This is a genomic window from Butyricimonas sp. RTP31003st1_G1_RTP31003_210430 (assembly GCF_040920905.1).
Classification (GTDB): Bacteria; Bacteroidota; Bacteroidia; order Bacteroidales; family Marinifilaceae; genus Butyricimonas; species Butyricimonas paravirosa.
Window position 1 is genome coordinate 61,007 of the sequence record NZ_JBCOSQ010000019.1, and the last position, 18,944, is coordinate 79,950.

General features: G+C 43.1%; 15 protein-coding genes. 4 read left to right on the forward strand and 11 right to left on the reverse strand.

What is annotated here, in order from left to right:
- Nucleotides 1-239 precede the first annotated feature (239 nt).
- Together AB5542_RS08005 and AB5542_RS08010 are read left to right on the forward strand one after the other, a co-directional pair.
- A complete protein-coding gene (locus AB5542_RS08005) occupies nucleotides 240-1,448 on the forward strand; it encodes an ATP-binding protein (protein ID WP_340279634.1) in 1,209 nt (402 codons plus the stop codon).
- A gap of 107 nt (nucleotides 1,449-1,555) precedes the next feature.
- Entirely contained in the window at nucleotides 1,556-3,616 is a 2,061-nt protein-coding gene (locus AB5542_RS08010) for a helix-hairpin-helix domain-containing protein (protein WP_340279633.1), read from the forward strand.
- Between the two features lie 147 nt (nucleotides 3,617-3,763).
- Here AB5542_RS08010 and hisIE read toward each other — a convergent pair whose 3' ends face one another.
- The 9 genes from hisIE to AB5542_RS08055 all read right to left on the reverse strand — a co-directional run bounded on the left by hisIE (nucleotide 3,764) and on the right by AB5542_RS08055 (nucleotide 13,208).
- A complete protein-coding gene (gene hisIE / locus AB5542_RS08015; RefSeq protein WP_340279632.1) occupies nucleotides 3,764-4,375 on the reverse strand; it encodes a bifunctional phosphoribosyl-AMP cyclohydrolase/phosphoribosyl-ATP diphosphatase HisIE in 612 nt (203 codons plus the stop codon).
- A 4-nt stretch (nucleotides 4,376-4,379) separates the two neighbouring features.
- Nucleotides 4,380-5,144 (reverse strand): imidazole glycerol phosphate synthase subunit HisF, encoded by a 765-nt coding sequence (gene hisF, locus AB5542_RS08020; RefSeq protein ID WP_340279631.1) that lies wholly within the window; start codon nucleotides 5,142-5,144, stop codon nucleotides 4,380-4,382.
- A 112-nt stretch (nucleotides 5,145-5,256) separates the two neighbouring features.
- On the reverse strand, nucleotides 5,257-5,952 hold the full coding sequence (gene hisA, locus AB5542_RS08025) for a 1-(5-phosphoribosyl)-5-[(5-phosphoribosylamino)methylideneamino]imidazole-4-carboxamide isomerase (protein ID WP_340279629.1): 696 nt from the start codon (nucleotides 5,950-5,952) through the stop codon (nucleotides 5,257-5,259).
- Nucleotides 5,953-5,957: 5 nt separating this feature from the next.
- Nucleotides 5,958-6,542 carry an imidazole glycerol phosphate synthase subunit HisH gene (hisH, locus tag AB5542_RS08030; protein WP_340279628.1) on the reverse strand — a complete coding sequence of 195 codons (585 nt, stop codon included), beginning with the start codon at nucleotides 6,540-6,542 and terminating at the stop codon, nucleotides 5,958-5,960.
- A 246-nt stretch (nucleotides 6,543-6,788) separates the two neighbouring features.
- Nucleotides 6,789-7,889 (reverse strand): bifunctional histidinol-phosphatase/imidazoleglycerol-phosphate dehydratase HisB, encoded by a 1,101-nt coding sequence (hisB, locus tag AB5542_RS08035; protein WP_279040325.1) that lies wholly within the window; start codon nucleotides 7,887-7,889, stop codon nucleotides 6,789-6,791.
- Entirely contained in the window at nucleotides 7,886-8,926 is a 1,041-nt protein-coding gene (hisC, locus tag AB5542_RS08040) for a histidinol-phosphate transaminase (protein WP_340279627.1), read from the reverse strand. The genes hisB and hisC overlap by 4 nt, the downstream gene beginning before the upstream one ends.
- 8 nt (nucleotides 8,927-8,934) lie before the next feature.
- Nucleotides 8,935-10,221, reverse strand: coding sequence for a histidinol dehydrogenase (gene hisD / locus AB5542_RS08045; protein ID WP_340279626.1), 1,287 nt, complete (start codon nucleotides 10,219-10,221; stop codon nucleotides 8,935-8,937).
- Between the two features lie 95 nt (nucleotides 10,222-10,316).
- Nucleotides 10,317-11,174 carry an ATP phosphoribosyltransferase gene (gene hisG, locus AB5542_RS08050; RefSeq protein ID WP_340279624.1) on the reverse strand — a complete coding sequence of 286 codons (858 nt, stop codon included), beginning with the start codon at nucleotides 11,172-11,174 and terminating at the stop codon, nucleotides 10,317-10,319.
- 825 nt (nucleotides 11,175-11,999) lie between these two features.
- Nucleotides 12,000-13,208, reverse strand: a complete 1,209-nt coding sequence (locus AB5542_RS08055; RefSeq protein WP_340279623.1) for a DUF4925 domain-containing protein — start codon at nucleotides 13,206-13,208, stop codon at nucleotides 12,000-12,002.
- 355 nt (nucleotides 13,209-13,563) lie between these two features.
- Here AB5542_RS08055 and AB5542_RS08060 point away from each other — a divergent pair, with 355 nt between their 5' ends.
- Nucleotides 13,564-15,459 carry a PCMD domain-containing protein gene (locus AB5542_RS08060; RefSeq protein WP_340279621.1) on the forward strand — a complete coding sequence of 632 codons (1,896 nt, stop codon included), beginning with the start codon at nucleotides 13,564-13,566 and terminating at the stop codon, nucleotides 15,457-15,459.
- An 81-nt stretch (nucleotides 15,460-15,540) separates the two neighbouring features.
- On the opposite strand, the gene AB5542_RS08065 is transcribed toward AB5542_RS08060, so the two are convergent.
- Complete coding sequence (locus tag AB5542_RS08065; RefSeq protein WP_279040314.1) at nucleotides 15,541-16,623, reverse strand: DUF4925 domain-containing protein; 1,083 nt, start codon at nucleotides 16,621-16,623, stop codon at nucleotides 15,541-15,543.
- A gap of 134 nt (nucleotides 16,624-16,757) precedes the next feature.
- Entirely contained in the window at nucleotides 16,758-17,711 is a 954-nt protein-coding gene (locus AB5542_RS08070) for a DUF4925 domain-containing protein (RefSeq protein WP_087422036.1), read from the reverse strand.
- A gap of 195 nt (nucleotides 17,712-17,906) precedes the next feature.
- Between AB5542_RS08070 and AB5542_RS08075 the strand changes: the two genes are divergently transcribed.
- Nucleotides 17,907-18,806, forward strand: coding sequence for an RluA family pseudouridine synthase (locus tag AB5542_RS08075; protein WP_279040311.1), 900 nt, complete (start codon nucleotides 17,907-17,909; stop codon nucleotides 18,804-18,806).
- Nucleotides 18,807-18,944 lie beyond the last annotated feature (138 nt).

Sequence of the window (18,944 nt, forward strand, 5' to 3'; positions counted from 1 at the left end):
TGAGGCTGTGTCAAAAGGTATTTTATCCTCAAAAAACTCCTCCGTCACTTCGTGCCACCTCCTCTATGAACAGGACTTTTTGGACAGCCCCATTTCTATTTATTGTGCAAAAGCAATCCCTAACCTCACGATCAAAAACTATAAATCATAACTTACAAACAAAACAAATCCCCCATTTTTATAAGTTATAACTTATAAATTTCCTATATTTGCCGTACATATAAATCATACCATATAAAATGAAGATTATTGATCGTCCATTATACAGCAAAAGGATAAAACCTTTTATCGGAAAAGGTATCATAAAAGTACTTACCGGTCAAAGGCGTGTAGGCAAGAGTTACATCATGCTACAACTCATGGAAGAAATCAAAACCGAACACCCGGATGCTAATATCATATATATAAATATGGAATATGAAGAATTTCGAATGATTCATAACGATCAAGATCTTTCCCAATATTTGAAGACACAAATCAACCCGGCAAAGGACAACTATTTATTCATTGACGAGATTCAGGATATTGATCATTTCGAACATACCCTTCGTGACCTTCAAGCCAAAGACTCCTGTGATATTTTCTGCACGGGTAGCAATGCCAAAATGTTATCGGGAGAACTAGCCACCTATTTATCCGGCCGATATATAGAATTTCACATCCATAGTCTAAGCTACCCGGAATTTTTACTTTTTCACCAGCTCCCAGACGACCAGCAAAGTTTGACGAAATACCTTACTTACGGAGGATTGCCTTATCTTTCACGCTTGGAACTGAATGATGAAATGGCATTTGAATATTTGCGTAACGTGTATTCAACCATTTTATTAAAAGACGTTGTTAAGCGAGAAGGTATTCGTAACATCGATTTTCTCGAAACATTAGCCATATACACGGCCGACAATATCGGGAATCTTTTTTCCGCAAACAATATTAGCAAATACCTAAAATCGCAACGAGTAGATATTTCAACACTTCAAGTTATCAATTACCTGAAGGCTTTAAGTAACGCCTTCTTAATTCATAAAGTGGGACGAATAGAGATTAATGGCTTGAAAAAATTTGAAATTGGAGAAAAGTATTATTTCGAAGACATCGGGTTACGTAACAGTCAAATAGGCTTTGACCTACAACGTGATATTCATAAACTTATCGAAAATGCCATATATTTACATCTCTCAATCCTACAATATGAAATCTACGTGGGTCAACAGGATGGTCTTGAAATTGATTTCGTAGCTTTAAAACAAGGTAAGAAAATCTACGTACAAGCGACTTATCTCATTGTTGACGAGAAAACAAAAGAACGGGAATTTGGCAATCTATTAGCAATCCCCGATAATTACCCCAAATACGTGGTCAGCCTTAATCCCTTAAACACAGGAAGTAACATTGAAGGCATTCAACATCTACACTTGGCAGACTTTCTAAAAAAACAAGATTTTTAGAAAAATATCCAAAATATTTCCTACCTTTGAAATATCGGCTATTTAGGTGTGTTCACTCATATGATTAAATTCCCGTCAACACGAATTTTAATCTGAATATTTATACCATGCGACAAATTACATATGTCGTTATCTTACTTTTCATTATTCCCTACTCCGTGTACTCACAGAGCATTCCGGATGTTGAAAAACTCTTGGAAACAAACGACATCGAGTCATCGGAAGATTATTATGAAGACATGATCAATTCCCTGATCCGCCTCTCCGCACAACCGATAAACCTCAATTCAGCCGGATTCGATAGCTTGAAAATGCTATTTTTCCTTTCCGATGCGCAGATAGACAATTTACTGGACTTCCGTAAAAAACACGGGCCGTTTACTCACCCGAACGAACTTCTACTCGTCACCGGAATCAGTCAACAGGATTTATCCAACATCAAACCATTTATACGCATCGGAACGTACACCCCCGAAAAGCAATCCCGTTATCACCTATCGCAAGAAATTCTCGCCCGCTTAAAAATGACCCGCCCAAAACAAGCCGGTTACAAAAAGTACAGCCGGAAAGCCTTTTTGTATGAAAAGGACTATCTCGCCAAAAAGCAAAGCCGCTTCCAAGGACCACCCGTAGGTACATTACTAAAATACAAAATATCAAACCAGAAACACTGGCAAGGAGGCCTCTCGTTAGAAAACGACCCAGGAGAAAATTATTTCTCGAAAAACCAAAAAATAGGATTTGACTTTCTTTCCGTCCACGCGTGCTACACCCCGGAAAAAATCATCCACCGAGTCATTGTCGGGGACTATAAATTACAATGGGGACAGGGACTACTGGCATGGAGCGGTTACTCTTCCGGAAAATCGACATCTACCCTTAGTAACGAGAAATCCGGAAATGGTATTGCACCCTACACTTCTACTGATGAAAATCGATACTTGCGAGGCATGGCTGTCAGCCTGCACCCGACACGCACGATTACCACCGAAATCTTCGTATCTTACAAAAAAACAGACGGTAATCTCGCTGATCTCGACACCCTCTCCCCAAAGACTGTACAAACGGCCACCCTTTACGAAACAGGTTATCACCGGAACTTTTCAGAATGTAAGAAGAAACACATCCTAAAAGAATTCACAACCGGCTTATCCACCCGCCTCAATCATCGGTATTTCCGCATCGGCGTCCAATTATTACACTACAACTTTTCACCCGCCCTAACCATCGGCAAAGCCGCCTACCAACAAAACAATGAAACGGGCCACCAACGTACACTCGTAAGCGTGGACTACAAAACCGGAGGTTACCATTTCTACCTATTCGGAGAAACAGCACGTAGTGACAACGGAACATGGGCAACCGTCAACGGGCTACGTTACAGTGGGATTCCCCGATTCGCCTTATGCGCCCTTTACCGCCACTATGACAAAGGCTATCACTCTCACTACAACAGCGGTTTTGCAGAATACTCCAACACAACAAACGAGGAAGGACTATACCTAGGTCTCGAAAGTACCCCTTTTCGCAGTCTGAAAATCAATGCCTATTATGATCGGTTCCGCTTTTTCTCTCCCCGTTATCAGGCAACCATCCCCGGTAATGGCCAAGAAATCGTGGGAGATGTCACGTTCAACCGCTCTCGCTGGGATTGTTCATTCCGTTTCAAACACGAGGAGAAACCGGAAGACGATAAAACCGGAGAAGACCTCCAATCCGTCTCCCGTGTAAAACAAGAATACAGGTTCCAATTTACCTATTCTATCTGCGAGCAATTAAAATCCCGAACCCGTACCAGTTATACACGTTACGTGAAAAAAGAAAAACACGAAGGTGGTTACCTGTTCTATCAAGACCTTATGTATTCCTCCCTCCAAACCAACCTAAAAGCCCAATTCCGTTTCGCTTACTTTGACACGGACAGCTACAACACCAGAATATACGCCTACGAAAACAACGTTCTCTACGGTTACTCCTTTCCCGCCCTGTACGACCGGGGTTTTCGTTCCTACCTCAATCTTAACTGGAAACCCTTCACCCTCATCACCCTCTACCTAAAAGCCGGCCTCACCTACTATCCCGACAAATCAACCATCAGCTCCTCCCTAACCCAAGTCAACGACAACAAACTATTCGACCTCTCCTTCCAAATTCGTATAAAACTCTAGCATGACCCGATTAATTTTGTGATTTACGATTGCCGATTAAGTGATTCCTCCCCCACAACCACTCTCTCTTCATTAATCACTTAATCATTAAATCAGCAATCACAGCCTCCTTTTATCTTTTAACTTTTAGTTTTTATCTTTTAGTTTTTAACTCTTATCTTTCCCATGTCTTCCCTCCAGCACCCTTACCACATCCTCCAACCCGTACCCCTTCGCTATCAACAATACGATATAGTGATACATCAGATCGGCAGCCTCGTTCAAAAATAAATCCTCGTTATCATCCTTCGCCTCGATAACCAACTCCACGGCCTCTTCTCCCACCTTCTGGGCAACCTTGTTAATTCCCTTTCCGATCAGGCGAGCCGTATAGGATATTTTCGGAGACTCATCTTTTCGTTTTTCCAAATACCGTTGCAAGTAAAACAAAAAATCCTGATCCACGTTCTCTTCTCCCCAACACGTATCTTGTCCCGTGTGGCAAGTCGGTCCCACGGGGTTCACCTTCACCAATAATGAATCCCGATCACAATCAGCCAAAATCTCCTTCACCAGTAAAAAGTGTCCGCTTTCCTCTCCTTTTGTCCACAAACGCTGCCGGGAGCGACTAAAAAAACACACCTTACCGGAACGCTCCGTCTCGGCAAGAGACTCCCGGTTCATATACCCTTGCATCAACACCACCCGTGTATCTGCATCCTGCACGATTGCCGGAATTAACCCGGCCGCATCAAATTTTAATTCTGCAATATTTACCATTTCATTAAATATTTTGTCGAACAACAATACCTTTTTCTTTCAAAAAACATTTCAACTCCGGAATCCGGATCTGCCCGAAATGAAAAACTCCAGCCGCCAGTACGGCATCCGCTTTTCCCCGAGTCAAAGCCTCATAGAAATCTTCCGGACAGCCTGCCCCCCCGGATGCAATAACCGGGATATTAACCAAATCCGCCACTCGTCCCGTTGCCTCACAGGCAAATCCTTGATGTGTCCCGTCATGATCCATCGAGGTAAACAAAATCTCCCCGGCTCCCCGTCCTTCCGCCTCCTTTACCCACGAAAAAAGCTCCCGATCGGTAACCACCCGTCCTCCATGACTGTATACTCTCCACTTCTCACCATCCCGACAAGCATCCACCGCCACAACAATACACTGTTTTCCAAATGCCGCCGCCAACCGATCTATCAAACCCGGGTCTTTCAAAACACTGGAATTTACAGACACCTTATCTGCCCCCTTTTTCAAAAGAGCCTCAACATCCCGCTCCGATGAAATTCCCCCACCCACGGTAAAAGGTATTCGCACTTGTCGGGCCACCCGTTCCACCCACTCCAACCGTGTACCCCGGTGATCGGAGCTTGCCGTGATGTCCAAAAACACCAACTCATCCGCCCCCTCATCTGAATATCGACCAGCCAACTCCACAATATCCCCTGCATCCCTCAAATTCTCAAAATTCACCCCCTTCACCGTCCTCCCCGCCTTTACATCCAAACATGGAATAATTCTTTTTGCTAAAAACATACTTATTAATTTTAGATCCTATCGATTAAGTGATTGTAATGATTTTCGATTAAGTGATTTTAATCATCCAATCATCGAATCGGCAATCACAGAATCTTTTGCATTCTAAACTCTACATTTTAAACTTTTCATAAAAAGCCTTCCCCACGATCACGGCAGAAACACCCATCTCTTCCAGCGCCTGAATATCCACCAACGAACCTACTCCCCCGGATGCGATAAGCGTAATATCCGGATAACGAGCTACCAGCTCCCGATACAGCTCTAAAGAAACTCCCCCTAACATCCCATCCCGGGCAATATCCGTACACATCACATTCTTCACCCCGGGTAAATAAGTTTCTATTAACTCGTGTATCGTTGTCTTCGTCTCCACCTTCCACCCCTGAATACACACATGCCCGCCTCTTACATCTGCCCCGATAATGACCCGTTCAGCCCCATATCTTTCCAGCCACTCCCGTGTCTTTTCTCTATTTTGCTGGGCCATACTCCCGATACAGACAAACGAGGCCCCCGCATCAAACACCCGACAAATATCCTCGTCACTCTTGATACCCCCGCTAAAATCAACCTCCAAACGAGTCGCCTCACAAATTCGTTCCAGAACCCGCCAATTAATTACCCGGGACTCCCTAGCCCCATCCAAATCGACAAGGTGTAAACGCCTCATTCCCATATCCTCGAAATATCGGGCAGCCTCCACCGGATCATTATAATACGTTTTACACTCATCGTAATTGCCCCGGGTAAGTCTCACGCATTTTCCTCCTATAACATCTATTGCCGGAATAACCGTTATCTTCATTTCTCTTACATTTTCAAAAAGTTTTCAATTATCTTTTCCCCAACCCCGGCCGACTTCTCCGGGTGGAACTGACATCCCCAGAAATTCCCTTTCCGAATCGCCGCGGAAAAAGCTACCTGATAATCACACGTAGCAATGGTATACTCTCCAACAGGCACGCAATACGAATGTACGAAATACACCATCTCCCCCTCGACAACCCCATCGAACAACCCGGATTTCAGCCCCCGAATCTCATTCCATCCCATATGAGGAACCTTACCACATCTCCCGAATTCTTCCACCCGCATCGGGAATATTCCCAACCCCTCCGTCCCCCCCTCTTCCGAATAGGCGCACATCAACTGCATCCCCAAACATATCCCCAACACGGGAACCTTCAATTCCGGAATCACCCGATCCATCCCGCTTTCTTTCAATTGTCTCATGGCCGCGGCAGCTTGCCCTACTCCCGGAAAGATCACCTTATCAGCCTCCCGTACCACCCGTGGATCAGCACTACAAACCACCTCATACCCCAACCTCTCTATCGCAACCCTCACCGAAAACAAATTTCCCGCCCCGTACTCTATAATTACTATTTTACTCATTTCAATAAAAAAATATCATAATCCAATTCTTCCGGGACTATTCCCAAAGTCATTTTTCAAACTCCCTCCCCCTTCGGGGTACTCCCTCTATAAACAGAGGGAGAGTTGAAATACTTCCTATTTTCAGGAATAGTCACCAGCTCCTCCTCTGTTTATAGAGGAGGTGGCACGAAGTGACGGAGGAGTTTATTTTAATAAAATGACCTTTGGGACACCCCCTTCAATCTAAAATCTCTAAATCTAAAATTAATCCATTCTCCCCTTCGTCGATGGGATCCTTCCTCCGGCCTCTTGTCGGACGGCCATCCTCAAACTACGGGCAAACGCTTTAAAAATAGCTTCTATCACGTGATGCGTGTTCTCACCTTTCGCAGCCACGTGCAAATTACATTTAGCCCCTTGACAAAACGAGGCAAAAAAATGCTTGGTCATCTCCGTGGGAAAATCTCCCACGTACTCCCGGTTAAACACGACATTCCACTCCAACCAACTCCGCCCTCCCAAATCCAGCAACACCTCTGCCCTCGCCTCATCCATCGGCAAAGCAAAACCATATCGTCCGATCCCTTTCTTACCTCCTAATGCCTCCGAGAAACATTGTCCCAACACGATAGCCGTGTCTTCGATCGTGTGATGTTCATCCACCTGTAAATCCCCCTCCACGGAAACCACCAAATCCATTTCCCCGTGCCGGACAATCTGTTCCAGCATGTGATCAAAAAAAGCAATTCCCGTCTTCACCTCGCCCTGCCCCGTTCCATTCAAATCTAACGCAATCCGAACCGCCGTTTCTGCCGTTTTCCTCACTTGCACCGCCTGTCGACTTCCCTGTTTCAGAAAACGCACGACCTTTCTCCAAGAATCCGTGGTTAAAACAATAGGTAAACACTCCATCTCCTCTTTTCCCAGCAATATTCCCCGAATCCCCATATTAGCCGCCAACTGCATATCCGTCAACCGATCGCCAATCACGTAAGAGTTCTCCCGATCCAACAATTCATTCAAATACTTTTCGACCATACCGATCCCCGGTTTCCTCCGGGGAGAACCATCCCCCGGCATACTCCCATCAATCAGTATCTCGTCAAAAACAATTCCCTCGCCTGCCAACGTCTTCAACATAAATTCATGTGGTGGCAAAAAAGTATCCATCGGAAACCGTTCAGTCCCCAAACCATCCTGATTACTCACCATAACCAACCGATAATCCGTCTCCCGAACAATCTCCCGTAAGGCTCCAATAACCCCCCGAACAAAGGCCAGTTTCTCCATACTATCCACTTGGTAATCAACCGGTGGCTCCTGTATAATCGTACCGTCACGATCTATAAATAATATCTTCTTCATAAATCACCGAATTTCTTTAATCGCTCGATCAACAAATCATTCTCTTCCCGTGTCCCGATGGTTATCCGTAACCCGCAACTCAACCGGGGCGGGATATGCCGTACCCGAACAATAACGCCACCTTTCACCAAATATTCATACAACTCCCGAAAACGCTCACAACGAATCAACACGAAGTTGGCCTCCGAATCACAGACAACCTCCAACCAAGATAAATTCCGCAAGAAACCGATAACCCTTTTTCTTTCCCGCTTGATCGCCTCCACCTTCTCCCAAAAATCAGCCTCATTCCGCAAGACATCCAAAGCCCGCCGTTGAGTCAATGAACCGATATTATAAGGCGGTTTCACTTTGTTTAAATAAATCACCAGTTCCGGGTCCGCCATACAAATTCCTACCCGTAACCCGGCAAGCCCCCAAGCCTTGGACAGAGTTTGTAACACGACAACATTCCGGCAATCCTCCTGCAAAACAACAGCCGACGGCATATCGGTAAAATCGATATATGCCTCGTCTACCACGACAATTCCATCAAAATGAGACGCCACTTCCCGAATACGTTCTAAAGGAATTACGTTCCCCACCGGATTATTCGGTGTACAAAAGAAAATCATTTTCGTAAACCGATCCACGCTATCAAACAACGTGTTCCACTCCGGCTGGAACTCCCCGTCCAACTCCAAACGCCTCACCTCCACGTCATTCACTAGTCCACTTACCTCGTACATCGAATAGCCCGGTGAAAAAACGAGCATATTATCCCGTCGGGGCGTACAAACCGTCCGGATCAACATATCGATCAACTCGTCACTCCCATTTCCCAGTACCAACCGGGAAACCTCCACCCCCTTCAATCTACCGATCTCTCGCTTCAATTCCCGCTGAAACGGATCTGGATAACGATTATATTCCGACGCAAACGGGTTCTCGTTCGCATCCAGCAATGTCACATTCGTCCCCTCGAATTCCGCACGAGCGCAGGAATACGCCTGTAACCCCTTTACATTCTCCCTTACTATATCTCCAAATTCCTTCATCCTAAATTCTAAATTTTAGATTCTACATTCCTAACCCTTACCGCATTCCCGTGTGCCTCCAACTTCTCGTTATCCGCCATTATCTCGATCGTTTTTCCCAAATAGGCCAAACCTTCCGGCATGATCTCTTGGAAAGTTATCTTTTTCATAAAGGCATCCATGTTCACCCCGCTATACGCACGGGCATACCCATTCGTGGGTAAGGTGTGATTCGTCCCCGACGCATAATCTCCCGCACTTTCCGGGGAATAGTGTCCCAAGAAGACAGAACCCGCATTCCAAATTTCCGGCACCCAATCCAGATAATCCTTCACGCACAACATCAAATGCTCCGGGGCATAGCAATTCACCAGCTCCACGCACTCTTCCCGGGAACGCAAAACAATATATTTAGAATTTCTCAGTGCCACCTCTGCAATTGCCTTCCGAGGAATCCGATTCAATTGTTTGTTCAACTCTTCTTCTACACGATCAATCAATGATTCATCGCAAGTCACCAGAAACACCTGACTATCCGGCCCGTGTTCCGCCTGCGACAACAAATCTGCCGCCACGAATGTCGCCCGTGCCGATTCATCTGCCACCACCATCAACTCCGAAGGTCCCGCAGGCATATCTATTGCCACACCATAACGCCCGACCCATTGTTTTGCCGCCGTCACGAAACGATTTCCCGGTCCAAAAATCTTATCCACCCGCCCCACGCTCTTCGTCCCTAACGCCAATGCAGCAATCGCTTGAATCCCTCCCACTTTAAAAACACGGGTTACTCCACATAACCGGGCCGTCCACAAAATAGCCGGATTCACCCGTCCATCCCTTCCCGGTGGCGTACAGATCACCACCTCCCGGCACCCGGCCAACTTCGCTGGAACCGCCAACATCAATACGGTTGAAAACAGGGGAGCGCTCCCACCCGGAACATACAATCCCACCCGATCTATCGCCCGACCTTCCTGCCAGCATCGGAATCCCCGTTCATTCACGTATTCACACTTCTCTGGAATCTGAATCTTGTGAAACTCCTCGATATTCCCTTTTGCAACCCTTATCGCCTCCTTCAATTCCGCATTCACGTCCCTTTCTGCCCTTTGAAACTCATTCTCCGTCACCTCGAAACATTCTAGCTTTACCCGATCAAAATACCACGTGTACTTCTTCAATGCCTCGTCTCCATCCCTCTTCACCTCATCAAACACCGCTTTACACACTTTGTCCAAATCTTCACCACGATTCTCTGGACGCTCCAATATTTTCATCCACTCTTCCTTCCTTGGATATAATATCTTATTCATAATCATAAATTAATCTATTCATAAAACCTGTAACCTCACTCAAAAGCGATCGCCCGTGCGGCTGGAATCTAAAATCTAAAATCTAAAATTCAACATCACTCTATCATCTTTTCAATTGGTACCACCAAAATCCCTTCCGCACCCGCCGCTTTCAACGCCCCGATAGACTCCCAAAACTTATTCTCGTTCACCACCGAATGTAGAGAAAACCATCCTTTCATTTCCAACGGCATAATTGTCGGACTTTTCACTCCCGGAAGTATATCGCAAATCTCTTGTAATTTCTCTTCGGGAGCATTCAACAGGATATACTTGTTACACTTGGCAGCCAACACCGCCTTCATTCTGAATATCAATTGTTCCACCAACCGCATTTTTTCTTCATCCAACTTCGGGTTAGCCACCAAAACAGCCGTAGACTTAAACAACGTGTAGACCTCCGTCAACCCGTTCTTAAAAAGTGTACTCCCGGAACTCACGATGTCACAGATCGCATCAGCTAATCCGATACCGGGAGCGATCTCCACCGACCCCGTGATCACGTGCGTCTCTGCCTGAATCTTATTTTGTACCAGAAAATCATTCAACGTGTTGGGATAGGAAGTAGCAATCCGTTTTCCCTGCAACCAATCTAACCCGGTAAATTCCTCCGATTTAGGAATAGCAATAGAAACCCGGCAACCTGAAAAACCTAAATCCAACAAATTCAATACATTTGCCCTTTTTTCGACCACCGTGTTCTCCCCGATAATCGCCACGTCAACAATTCCATCCTCCACGTAATGAGGAATATCCGAATTTCGTAAATACAACACCTCCAACGGAAAATTAGAGGCTTGTGCCATTAACTGATCTTTCCCGTTATTAATACAAATCCCACACTCTTTCAACAATTCGAGCGTGTCCTCGTTCAATCGACCTGATTTTTGAATCGCGACTTTTAATTTCACCATTTCTATCTGATTTTATCGTCGCACTGAATCCGGGAAGGCATCTATGGTATCGAAAAAAACAAAACGAGCCCGCCTGAATCCAGGCGAGCTCGTTTATACTTTTTATTTCTAATTACAGCACAACAGCATCATCTCACCTGAATACAGTGATGGCAATGATGATGCATATGATGTAATGTACTATTCATATTTTGTCTTTTTCGTTCTGCAAATGTATAAAAGGAATTTGATTATCCAAATACTTTGTACAATTTTTACTAATACAAAGTCAACCAGTAAGTACAAAATTTGCACTTACTTAATATTACTGCAACTTAGCTAATTTAACGTGAGTTCGATATAAAAACAAATTTATATCTCTGAATAATAGAAACATAACATTACACGAAAGAAGAAACCGTTGCGAGGACGCACTCCAATGTTTCAATGTAGCGTGTCCTCCCCCTGTGCAAGGGGGAGTTAGAGGGGGTAGCAGGAAAGATAAAAACCCAAAGTTAAAAGATGACACATCACCTATTCCGGCACTTCCAAGACGGCGGAATCCATCTCTTCGAAATAATCACATCATCTCGTGCAAGAAACTAAAAAACACCGATATTTTCCCATTTTTACACGATCTTTTTCCTAACGGATGGGGCAAATATGCTTTATTATATCGAACTCACCTTAATTTATCACGTCTTTCCTTTTCATAAGGACAAATTCACGAAAAACTTTCCTTTTTACAAGGAAAGAATAGATAATTTCAAAGAAAGCGTATCCAAAACAAAACGAGCCCGCCAGAATCTAGGCGAACTCGTTTATAATATTTAATCCAAATATATATTACTTGGCACTAACAAAATTAAGAGATATCTCAAATTCATTCGTATTCTCTTCCCAAATAGTTTTTATATCTGTCAATTTTTCAATCTGTAAAACACCCAAAACTAATTGAATCATTTCTATTGTATTCTCATCTTCTCCAGCCTCTATAATCTTTTCCATGTCTTCTTGCAATTTATCTAATGCAGGCAAAAGCGGAGTTATAAAAGGTGCCGCCATCTCCTTATCTATATAAATTTTTAAAGCATCATCTGTCTTAACATACTTCACTGGAATACCTTCTGTAATCCATTGCATCACGATTGGAAGCAAAACATCAACATCAATATTATACTCTTTCAATTTCGCAAGAAGAGTCATTATATCTTCAGAATTACTAATATCTACACCTTCATTATTTCCATTCACTTGTTGCGCAATCGCATTAATGTTAGGAACTATATAAATCATACTGTTCTTAGCATACCAAAATGCCAAATTTTTAGGAGAATCGCTCCAATCATCATGCGAAGCAATAAGTTGACCTTTATCTTGATTAGCAAACATATTTTCCATGGAAAAATTTTCCCAATATTTTGCAGTAATATTACCATCTTCATGGAAAGTAACTTGATTCAGCGCATTAAATAAGACCATTGGTACAAACATATTGACTAAACTCATCGTATTCTCAAAATTAGGTTTTTCCAAATCAATGGCAGACCATACAACAAACAATGGGGCATTCTCACCACTACTTGTAGCTGACAAATTCCAAGAACCCGTTAATCCCGCTTGAGCGATCTCGGACAATTTTGTTGTTGCGGTCGCAGAAACTTTACCCTCTACACTGATTTTACCTTCTACTTTTACATTTAAGATAACAGGTTTTGCATCAGACCGAACAATAAGCATTGCTGGTGGTGTAGCCAAGCCTTCCTCTCCAGAAAAAACAAAAGAATCATCAGCCTGTTCTTCCAATTTCACATTAACAGGGATTGTTGCATAACCCGGTATCACATTTTTTAAAGTCAACACGGCTTCTGATCCGTTTTTTACCGTCATCTGCAATGTACCTGTAGTCGCCTGTTCGCCATTAACTTCAAATGTAACTTTTTGGATTTCTATTTCATCCTGAGGAATTTTCTTCCATGCTTTATCATCATCATCACTACAACTCGCAAAAAATGCGACACCTAAAATTAATAACAATAAAAACTTGTTTTTCATACTTCATTAAATATTAATTAAACATTAATTAAACATTGATATGTCCGTCCTCTCCTTAAAATACACACACAATAAACCTTCGTTTTTTGAGCCATGCAGCCTTATCATTAGCAAAAAACGTGCAAATTTAATCAAATATTACAACAGGAATTCAATTTTAACATTTACACTGTCATATCTATTTAATTATCTGATATTTATTGATCATACATTTTTCTACTTTATAGCGATCTAGCTATATTCCATTCCTTCAAATTGATCCTGAAAACGATTTTATGCCTGCTATCAAAAAACGAAGGTTTATTGATAGTCTAACTTGATTATAAAAAGATGTCTAATTAATATTCAATGAAGTATGAAAAACAAATTACTATTGTTATTAGCTTTAAGTATTGCATTTTTTACAGGTTGTAAAGATGATGATGATCCAGAACCACCCACGATAGACAAAATTGTCGGGCAGTATTCCGGAGAAAATTTAAAAGCCACTATTGACGGAATCTCTGCACCAGAAGGAACTTCTGTACAAATTATTCAAAAAGATGACAACACGACTTCTTTCAAGTTAATCAACATAGTTCCCGGCTATCCCGAATTCGAAATTCCCAATGTCACGTTCGAAGCTCTCAGTCGCACTTATTACAGTCAATTAAAAGGCTCCATAACCGACAATGTCAGTGGATATACCGTTCAGGCCAACGCTAATATTGAGGACGAGATCATGGAAATTAACATCTCGATCACGGAAATTGAAGGAGAACCAGCAAGTGCGGAAAGTTTCTACAACAAAACGTTTAAAGGAGAAATGGCCATCGATCTGGGACTAGCCCCCATAACCATGACTCAACGCGTGTACGTGAACAAGCCATCAGATAAAGACCCGAACAAACTCCGCTTGAGAATCGAGAACTTCTCATTCCAAGGCATCAATCTAGGGACTATACAACTAGACACCGTCTCTTTCGTAAAAAGAGGAGAAGTATACGGATTCACGGCAAAAGACCGGGAACTTACAGACTTGGAAATTCCCGGTGTAACAGGGGTAAAACTAACTGCTCGCGGAGCTATCGTCGAAGATCACATCATGAAACTGAATCTCGTGGTGGATGCCTCCCCCTTGACTGTTAATGTTACTTTTACGGGAGACACGATCACGGAAAGCGCTGACACTAAAATCAACTTAATAATTGAAGGGGATGCCGTAGCCACACAACCGGATAATTCAAAAACATCCTCTATTTACATTTTCAAAATCTGGGAAACAGCGACTGCCAGCCAACTAAAGCTAACGCCTAAGATTGAACTCCCGAAAGGCGCCACATTGGATTCCATTGTCGTTCGATATTCAGACGGGACGAAATCCATACTCAAAGAAGGTGAATCCATTGATTTCTCCAAAATTGAAGGAGAAAAATACGACGTAAAATATCACATTACTCCCGAAGACGTACGCTATCCCAGCACCAAAACTCTCCGCTTAGAGAAAATGCCGGAATTCAAATCCATCTACCAAATGAATAGCTGGATTACTCCAGAAGGGAAAGAGTATCAAGAACCGGTGAACATGGCCAGTTCCAATATGGCTGCAGATTTCTTTCCTTTATCAGGAATGATGATCGGTCACCCCGAATTAACAGCAACACCCTATCCCGTTACACAAGACGGAGATGCAGCGAAAATCATAACAAGAGACACGTACGGTGGTTATATCGCATTCATGGCTGTCGTGCTACCTAAAGTTACTGCCGGAACATTATTCAACGGAACATTCGATTTAGATGCCACCGCACCCTTGAAAAGTACCCACTTCGGGGAAGCTTACCGGGGAACAGCAGCTCCCGTAGCCTTCAAATTCACATACAAATACACGCCTGGAACAACGTACTTCAACACGGTAGTTAAAACAGAGGGTTCCACCACGACAGTTACCGCAGAAGAAATTCCGGACAAAATAGACGAGTGTTCTTTAATCGCCTACTTATACGAAGTCGATTCTTACAACGATCACCTAGACGGAACAAATATCAACGAATCCAAGAAAGTAATCCTAAAAGCTGCTTTCAGTAGCGGGTCCCAAGACAACTTTACAGAAAAAACGGTCAATTTCGAACCCACGGGAAATGGTTCATTTGACCCTGTCAACAAAAAGTACAAGCTTGCCATTGTCTGCACCCCAAGTAAAGAAGGAGATTCCTACAAAGGAGCTCCTAACAGCACGTTATGGGTAAAATCTTTGGAAATAACCTATTAATACACATTGTCCGGGTACATATTAAATATACCCGGACAATTTTTAAATGCTTTACATATCTAGAAATTTCTTTTCCTAACACTACTCGGCTCCCTTGAATTGCAATCCCACCTGCATCTCTGTTGTTGCTTCTAACGCCCCCGGTAAATTCTCTAAGATTGTTTTAACGGGTACAGCAACCGTTTTAGTCAAAATGGGAATATCAATTGTCATATCTTCTGGGATTAAAGTTTCAAGCATGGGAAGAAGAGTTCCTAATTGCTTGATCAACACTTCATCCACATAAACATACAACTCATCTTTAGCATCTTCTCCCACCGTCTTTTTAAAATGAACAGGAATTCCATTTGTCAAAAGTTGTTCAAGAGCCACGAGCATCTGATCTGTTCCTGTTGCACGTCCTTCTTGATCAATTCCCACTTGTCTCATGATCATATCCATGTTCAAGAATACATAACAAATATCATCTTTTACACGATATTGAACCAAATTCAACGGAGAACTCTGCCAATTCGCCACTGGTTCTGTGATTTCTTCCGTGCTTTCCGCCGCATTATAAGTTGCCACGATATTTCCATCATTTCTAAAAGACACATCCTGCAAATAGCTTTTCAACATTTGCGCTAACATAGAAGGAGCGAACAATGTCACTAACCCTGTCTGGACCTTTTGTTTTCCAAATATCCCACCTAAATCAACTTCAAACAACACGTAATTGGTAGGTTTCCACACCATATTTACAGTTGAAAAATCCCACTTCTTCATCAAATCGTTCTGTACAAACGCCACATCAACCTTCACGGTTAACTTCCCTTTTTCAATAGATCCTTCCAACGTCACTTTCCGTACAGCATCTTCATTCACAGAGGAAAAAGTATAGATTCCGCTACTAGAAACCAATGGGACACTAGAAAATACAGTTTCACTCTCTCCCGGGACAACCCCTTGCAACTTCAAGGTTGCACTCTTTCCATCCGCAGAATTAAAATCAACAGATTTCCCGATAAATACAGCGTTACTATACTTCAAATCTAACACCCGATCCGTACTCGTTGTAGAATAAATCCCGTTAAAATCTTTCGGCGTGTCTTTATTGTCACTATCGCTACAACTAGCAAAAAATACAATTCCTAAAACCATTAATAATAAAAACTTGTTCTTCATAACATTTCATTTAACTATTTATAATAACTCCACTCTACCTATATAAAGAATATTCCATATAAATCATTTTCCACAAAAAGAGAGTCACATCACCATATGCAACATAACTCTCTAAATCGTCTTGTACAATATTGCTATTCAGCGGTTTTCTTTTGCGTCAACACCAATCCCAGTTCCGCCGTTTTCCCTTCCTGGATAATCGGTCCCAAATCCGTGATAAATCCAGCGTAACTCTGGAATTCTTCAGGCATAACCTCTCCCAACATAGGAAGCAAAGACATAAATGGTAATAACGTCTCCCGGGTCATATAGACATCCATTGTCTCTTTTTCCGTATCTTTCGTGACCTCAAAAGGAATACCCTGTTCCAGCACGACCATGATCTCTGTCAATGGATCAGAAGTACTACGCCCGATATCCTCCACGATACCTGCAATATTTGCAGAGATATACAACTTTCCTCCCACCAAATTATAAAAGGCCATGCCTTTAGGAGACGTTGCATATTGCGGATTCGCCATATCACTATTGTAAGAGGCTGTGATATTGCCATCACTCGTGAATGTTATATCCTTTAGAAAGGTGGGTAACATCCATCCAAATATACCATTCACAAACCCTATCACGTTCTCCGGAGCGACCTCGGTCTCACCGTATTTCACCTTTTCCTTATCTGTCGTGAAAGTAAAATGTGTGGCCATAATGCCTGCATCCAGATTTCCTACCGCCCAAGTTCCCTCAATATCCGTGGCCTTATTCTTTACCGCAAGAGTCAGGTTCATTTTTCCTCCTTCAATTTTCCCGGAAACCTTCACTTCCCGGAAATCATTACTGCTCGTACCTTCCACTACATTTCCCGTGATCGTCACGGGAATCGCCAATGCCGGTTCTCCCGGAATCACGTTACCCAAGGTTAGCGTGTTACCTGATAAAGCGACACTCTTTCCACTCAATACCATCCCGTCCCTTGACAACTCCAATCCCGAATCTTTATATGTCCCGTCATAATTCGGGTCCTTGTCATCATCGCTGCAAGCGGAAAAAAACACGACTCCTAAAATCAACAGTAATAATAATTTGTTACTCATAATCGATCATTTGTTGGTTAATAATATTTGGAATAAATTCCTAAATATTAATTTACAGCAAAGTGTAAGCCCAAGTTCCAATAAATCGCCTCTAATTCCGCAACACACCCCAATAACAAGTGTCTATTTTCGCATAAACCCGCGAATTACGTCCTTACTTTTATTACCTTTGTCCCCAATTAAACAAATAAACCCATGAGACCCCAGAATTCACCCCGTGCCAAAGCCCCGCGTAGCCGTAGTTTCGAAGTACAAGAAGAAAACACGTTAATGCCTTTCCTGTTACAAGCTTTACATGACCAAAGCAGGACAGCCGTGAAATCATTCCTCGCCCACAAACTCGTGCAAGTGAACAACCGTGTCACCACACAATTCGACACGCCACTCAAACCCGGGGACACGGTAACCGTCGGGATGAACAAAAATGCGGCTCCTTTCCATCACCCCATGCTCAACATTCTGCATGAGGACGAACACCTGATTGTCGTGGAAAAGGCAAGCGGGTTACTCTCCATGGGAACAGAGCGGGATAAAACCAAAACAGCCTATTATATACTGAACAACTACGTGAAAAACAAAGATCCCCGGAACCATATCTTTATCCTGCATCGCCTAGACAAAGAAACCTCCGGTGTCATGATGTTTGCCAAAAACAAAAAAGTTCAAGAAATCCTACAAAAAAACTGGAACGAAATGATCCGAGAACGGAAATATGTCGCCGTCATCGAGGGATGCCCGCAACCGGAACAAGGACAGGTGAAATCCTACATCAGCGAGAACAAAGCTCTGATCGTCCACTCCACCTCTTCACAAGACGGGAAATTGGCCATCACGAACTACACAACCTTAAAATCGAACCGGCAATTCTCACTCGTGGAACTTGAATTGGAAACCGGACGCAAAAACCAAATTAGGGTACACATGCAGGAAATCGGACATCCCGTTACCGGAGACCCCAAATACGGGGCCACGAAAAACCCCTTGCACCGCTTGGCCTTACACGCTTTCAAGCTCACTTTTATCCATCCCGTCACGGGAAAGGAAATGAAATTCGAGACCCCCGTTCCCACGAAATTCACGACCCTGTTCAAGTAACTCGCTCCGTACTCTCACCGGAATCGTAAGCGTGTCTCGTTAATATATTGATTCTATTTCAAAGGCCATGTGGCCAAAAATAGTTGGTAAATTCTTTATAACGATTTGAATTCCAGAATGATTAATTACCTTAATTGA

Coding starts and splice junctions, on each gene's coding strand:
- hisF (WP_340279631.1), bottom strand. CDS start 5,144: ATGTTTTTAGCAAAAAGAATTATTCCATGTTTGGATGTAAAGGCGGGG.
- hisIE (WP_340279632.1), bottom strand. CDS start 4,375: ATGGTAAATATTGCAGAATTAAAATTTGATGCGGCCGGGTTAATTCCG.
- AB5542_RS08075 (WP_279040311.1), top strand. CDS start 17,907: ATGAGACCCCAGAATTCACCCCGTGCCAAAGCCCCGCGTAGCCGTAGT.
- AB5542_RS08060 (WP_340279621.1), top strand. CDS start 13,564: ATGAAAAACAAATTACTATTGTTATTAGCTTTAAGTATTGCATTTTTT.
- hisB (WP_279040325.1), bottom strand. CDS start 7,889: ATGAAGAAGATATTATTTATAGATCGTGACGGTACGATTATACAGGAG.
- AB5542_RS08065 (WP_279040314.1), bottom strand. CDS start 16,623: ATGAAGAACAAGTTTTTATTATTAATGGTTTTAGGAATTGTATTTTTT.
- AB5542_RS08070 (WP_087422036.1), bottom strand. CDS start 17,711: ATGAGTAACAAATTATTATTACTGTTGATTTTAGGAGTCGTGTTTTTT.
- AB5542_RS08010 (WP_340279633.1), top strand. CDS start 1,556: ATGCGACAAATTACATATGTCGTTATCTTACTTTTCATTATTCCCTAC.
- hisA (WP_340279629.1), bottom strand. CDS start 5,952: ATGAAGATAACGGTTATTCCGGCAATAGATGTTATAGGAGGAAAATGC.
- AB5542_RS08055 (WP_340279623.1), bottom strand. CDS start 13,208: ATGAAAAACAAGTTTTTATTGTTATTAATTTTAGGTGTCGCATTTTTT.
- AB5542_RS08005 (WP_340279634.1), top strand. CDS start 240: ATGAAGATTATTGATCGTCCATTATACAGCAAAAGGATAAAACCTTTT.
- hisH (WP_340279628.1), bottom strand. CDS start 6,542: ATGAGTAAAATAGTAATTATAGAGTACGGGGCGGGAAATTTGTTTTCG.
- hisD (WP_340279626.1), bottom strand. CDS start 10,221: ATGAATAAGATATTATATCCAAGGAAGGAAGAGTGGATGAAAATATTG.
- hisC (WP_340279627.1), bottom strand. CDS start 8,926: ATGAAGGAATTTGGAGATATAGTAAGGGAGAATGTAAAGGGGTTACAG.
- hisG (WP_340279624.1), bottom strand. CDS start 11,174: ATGGTGAAATTAAAAGTCGCGATTCAAAAATCAGGTCGATTGAACGAG.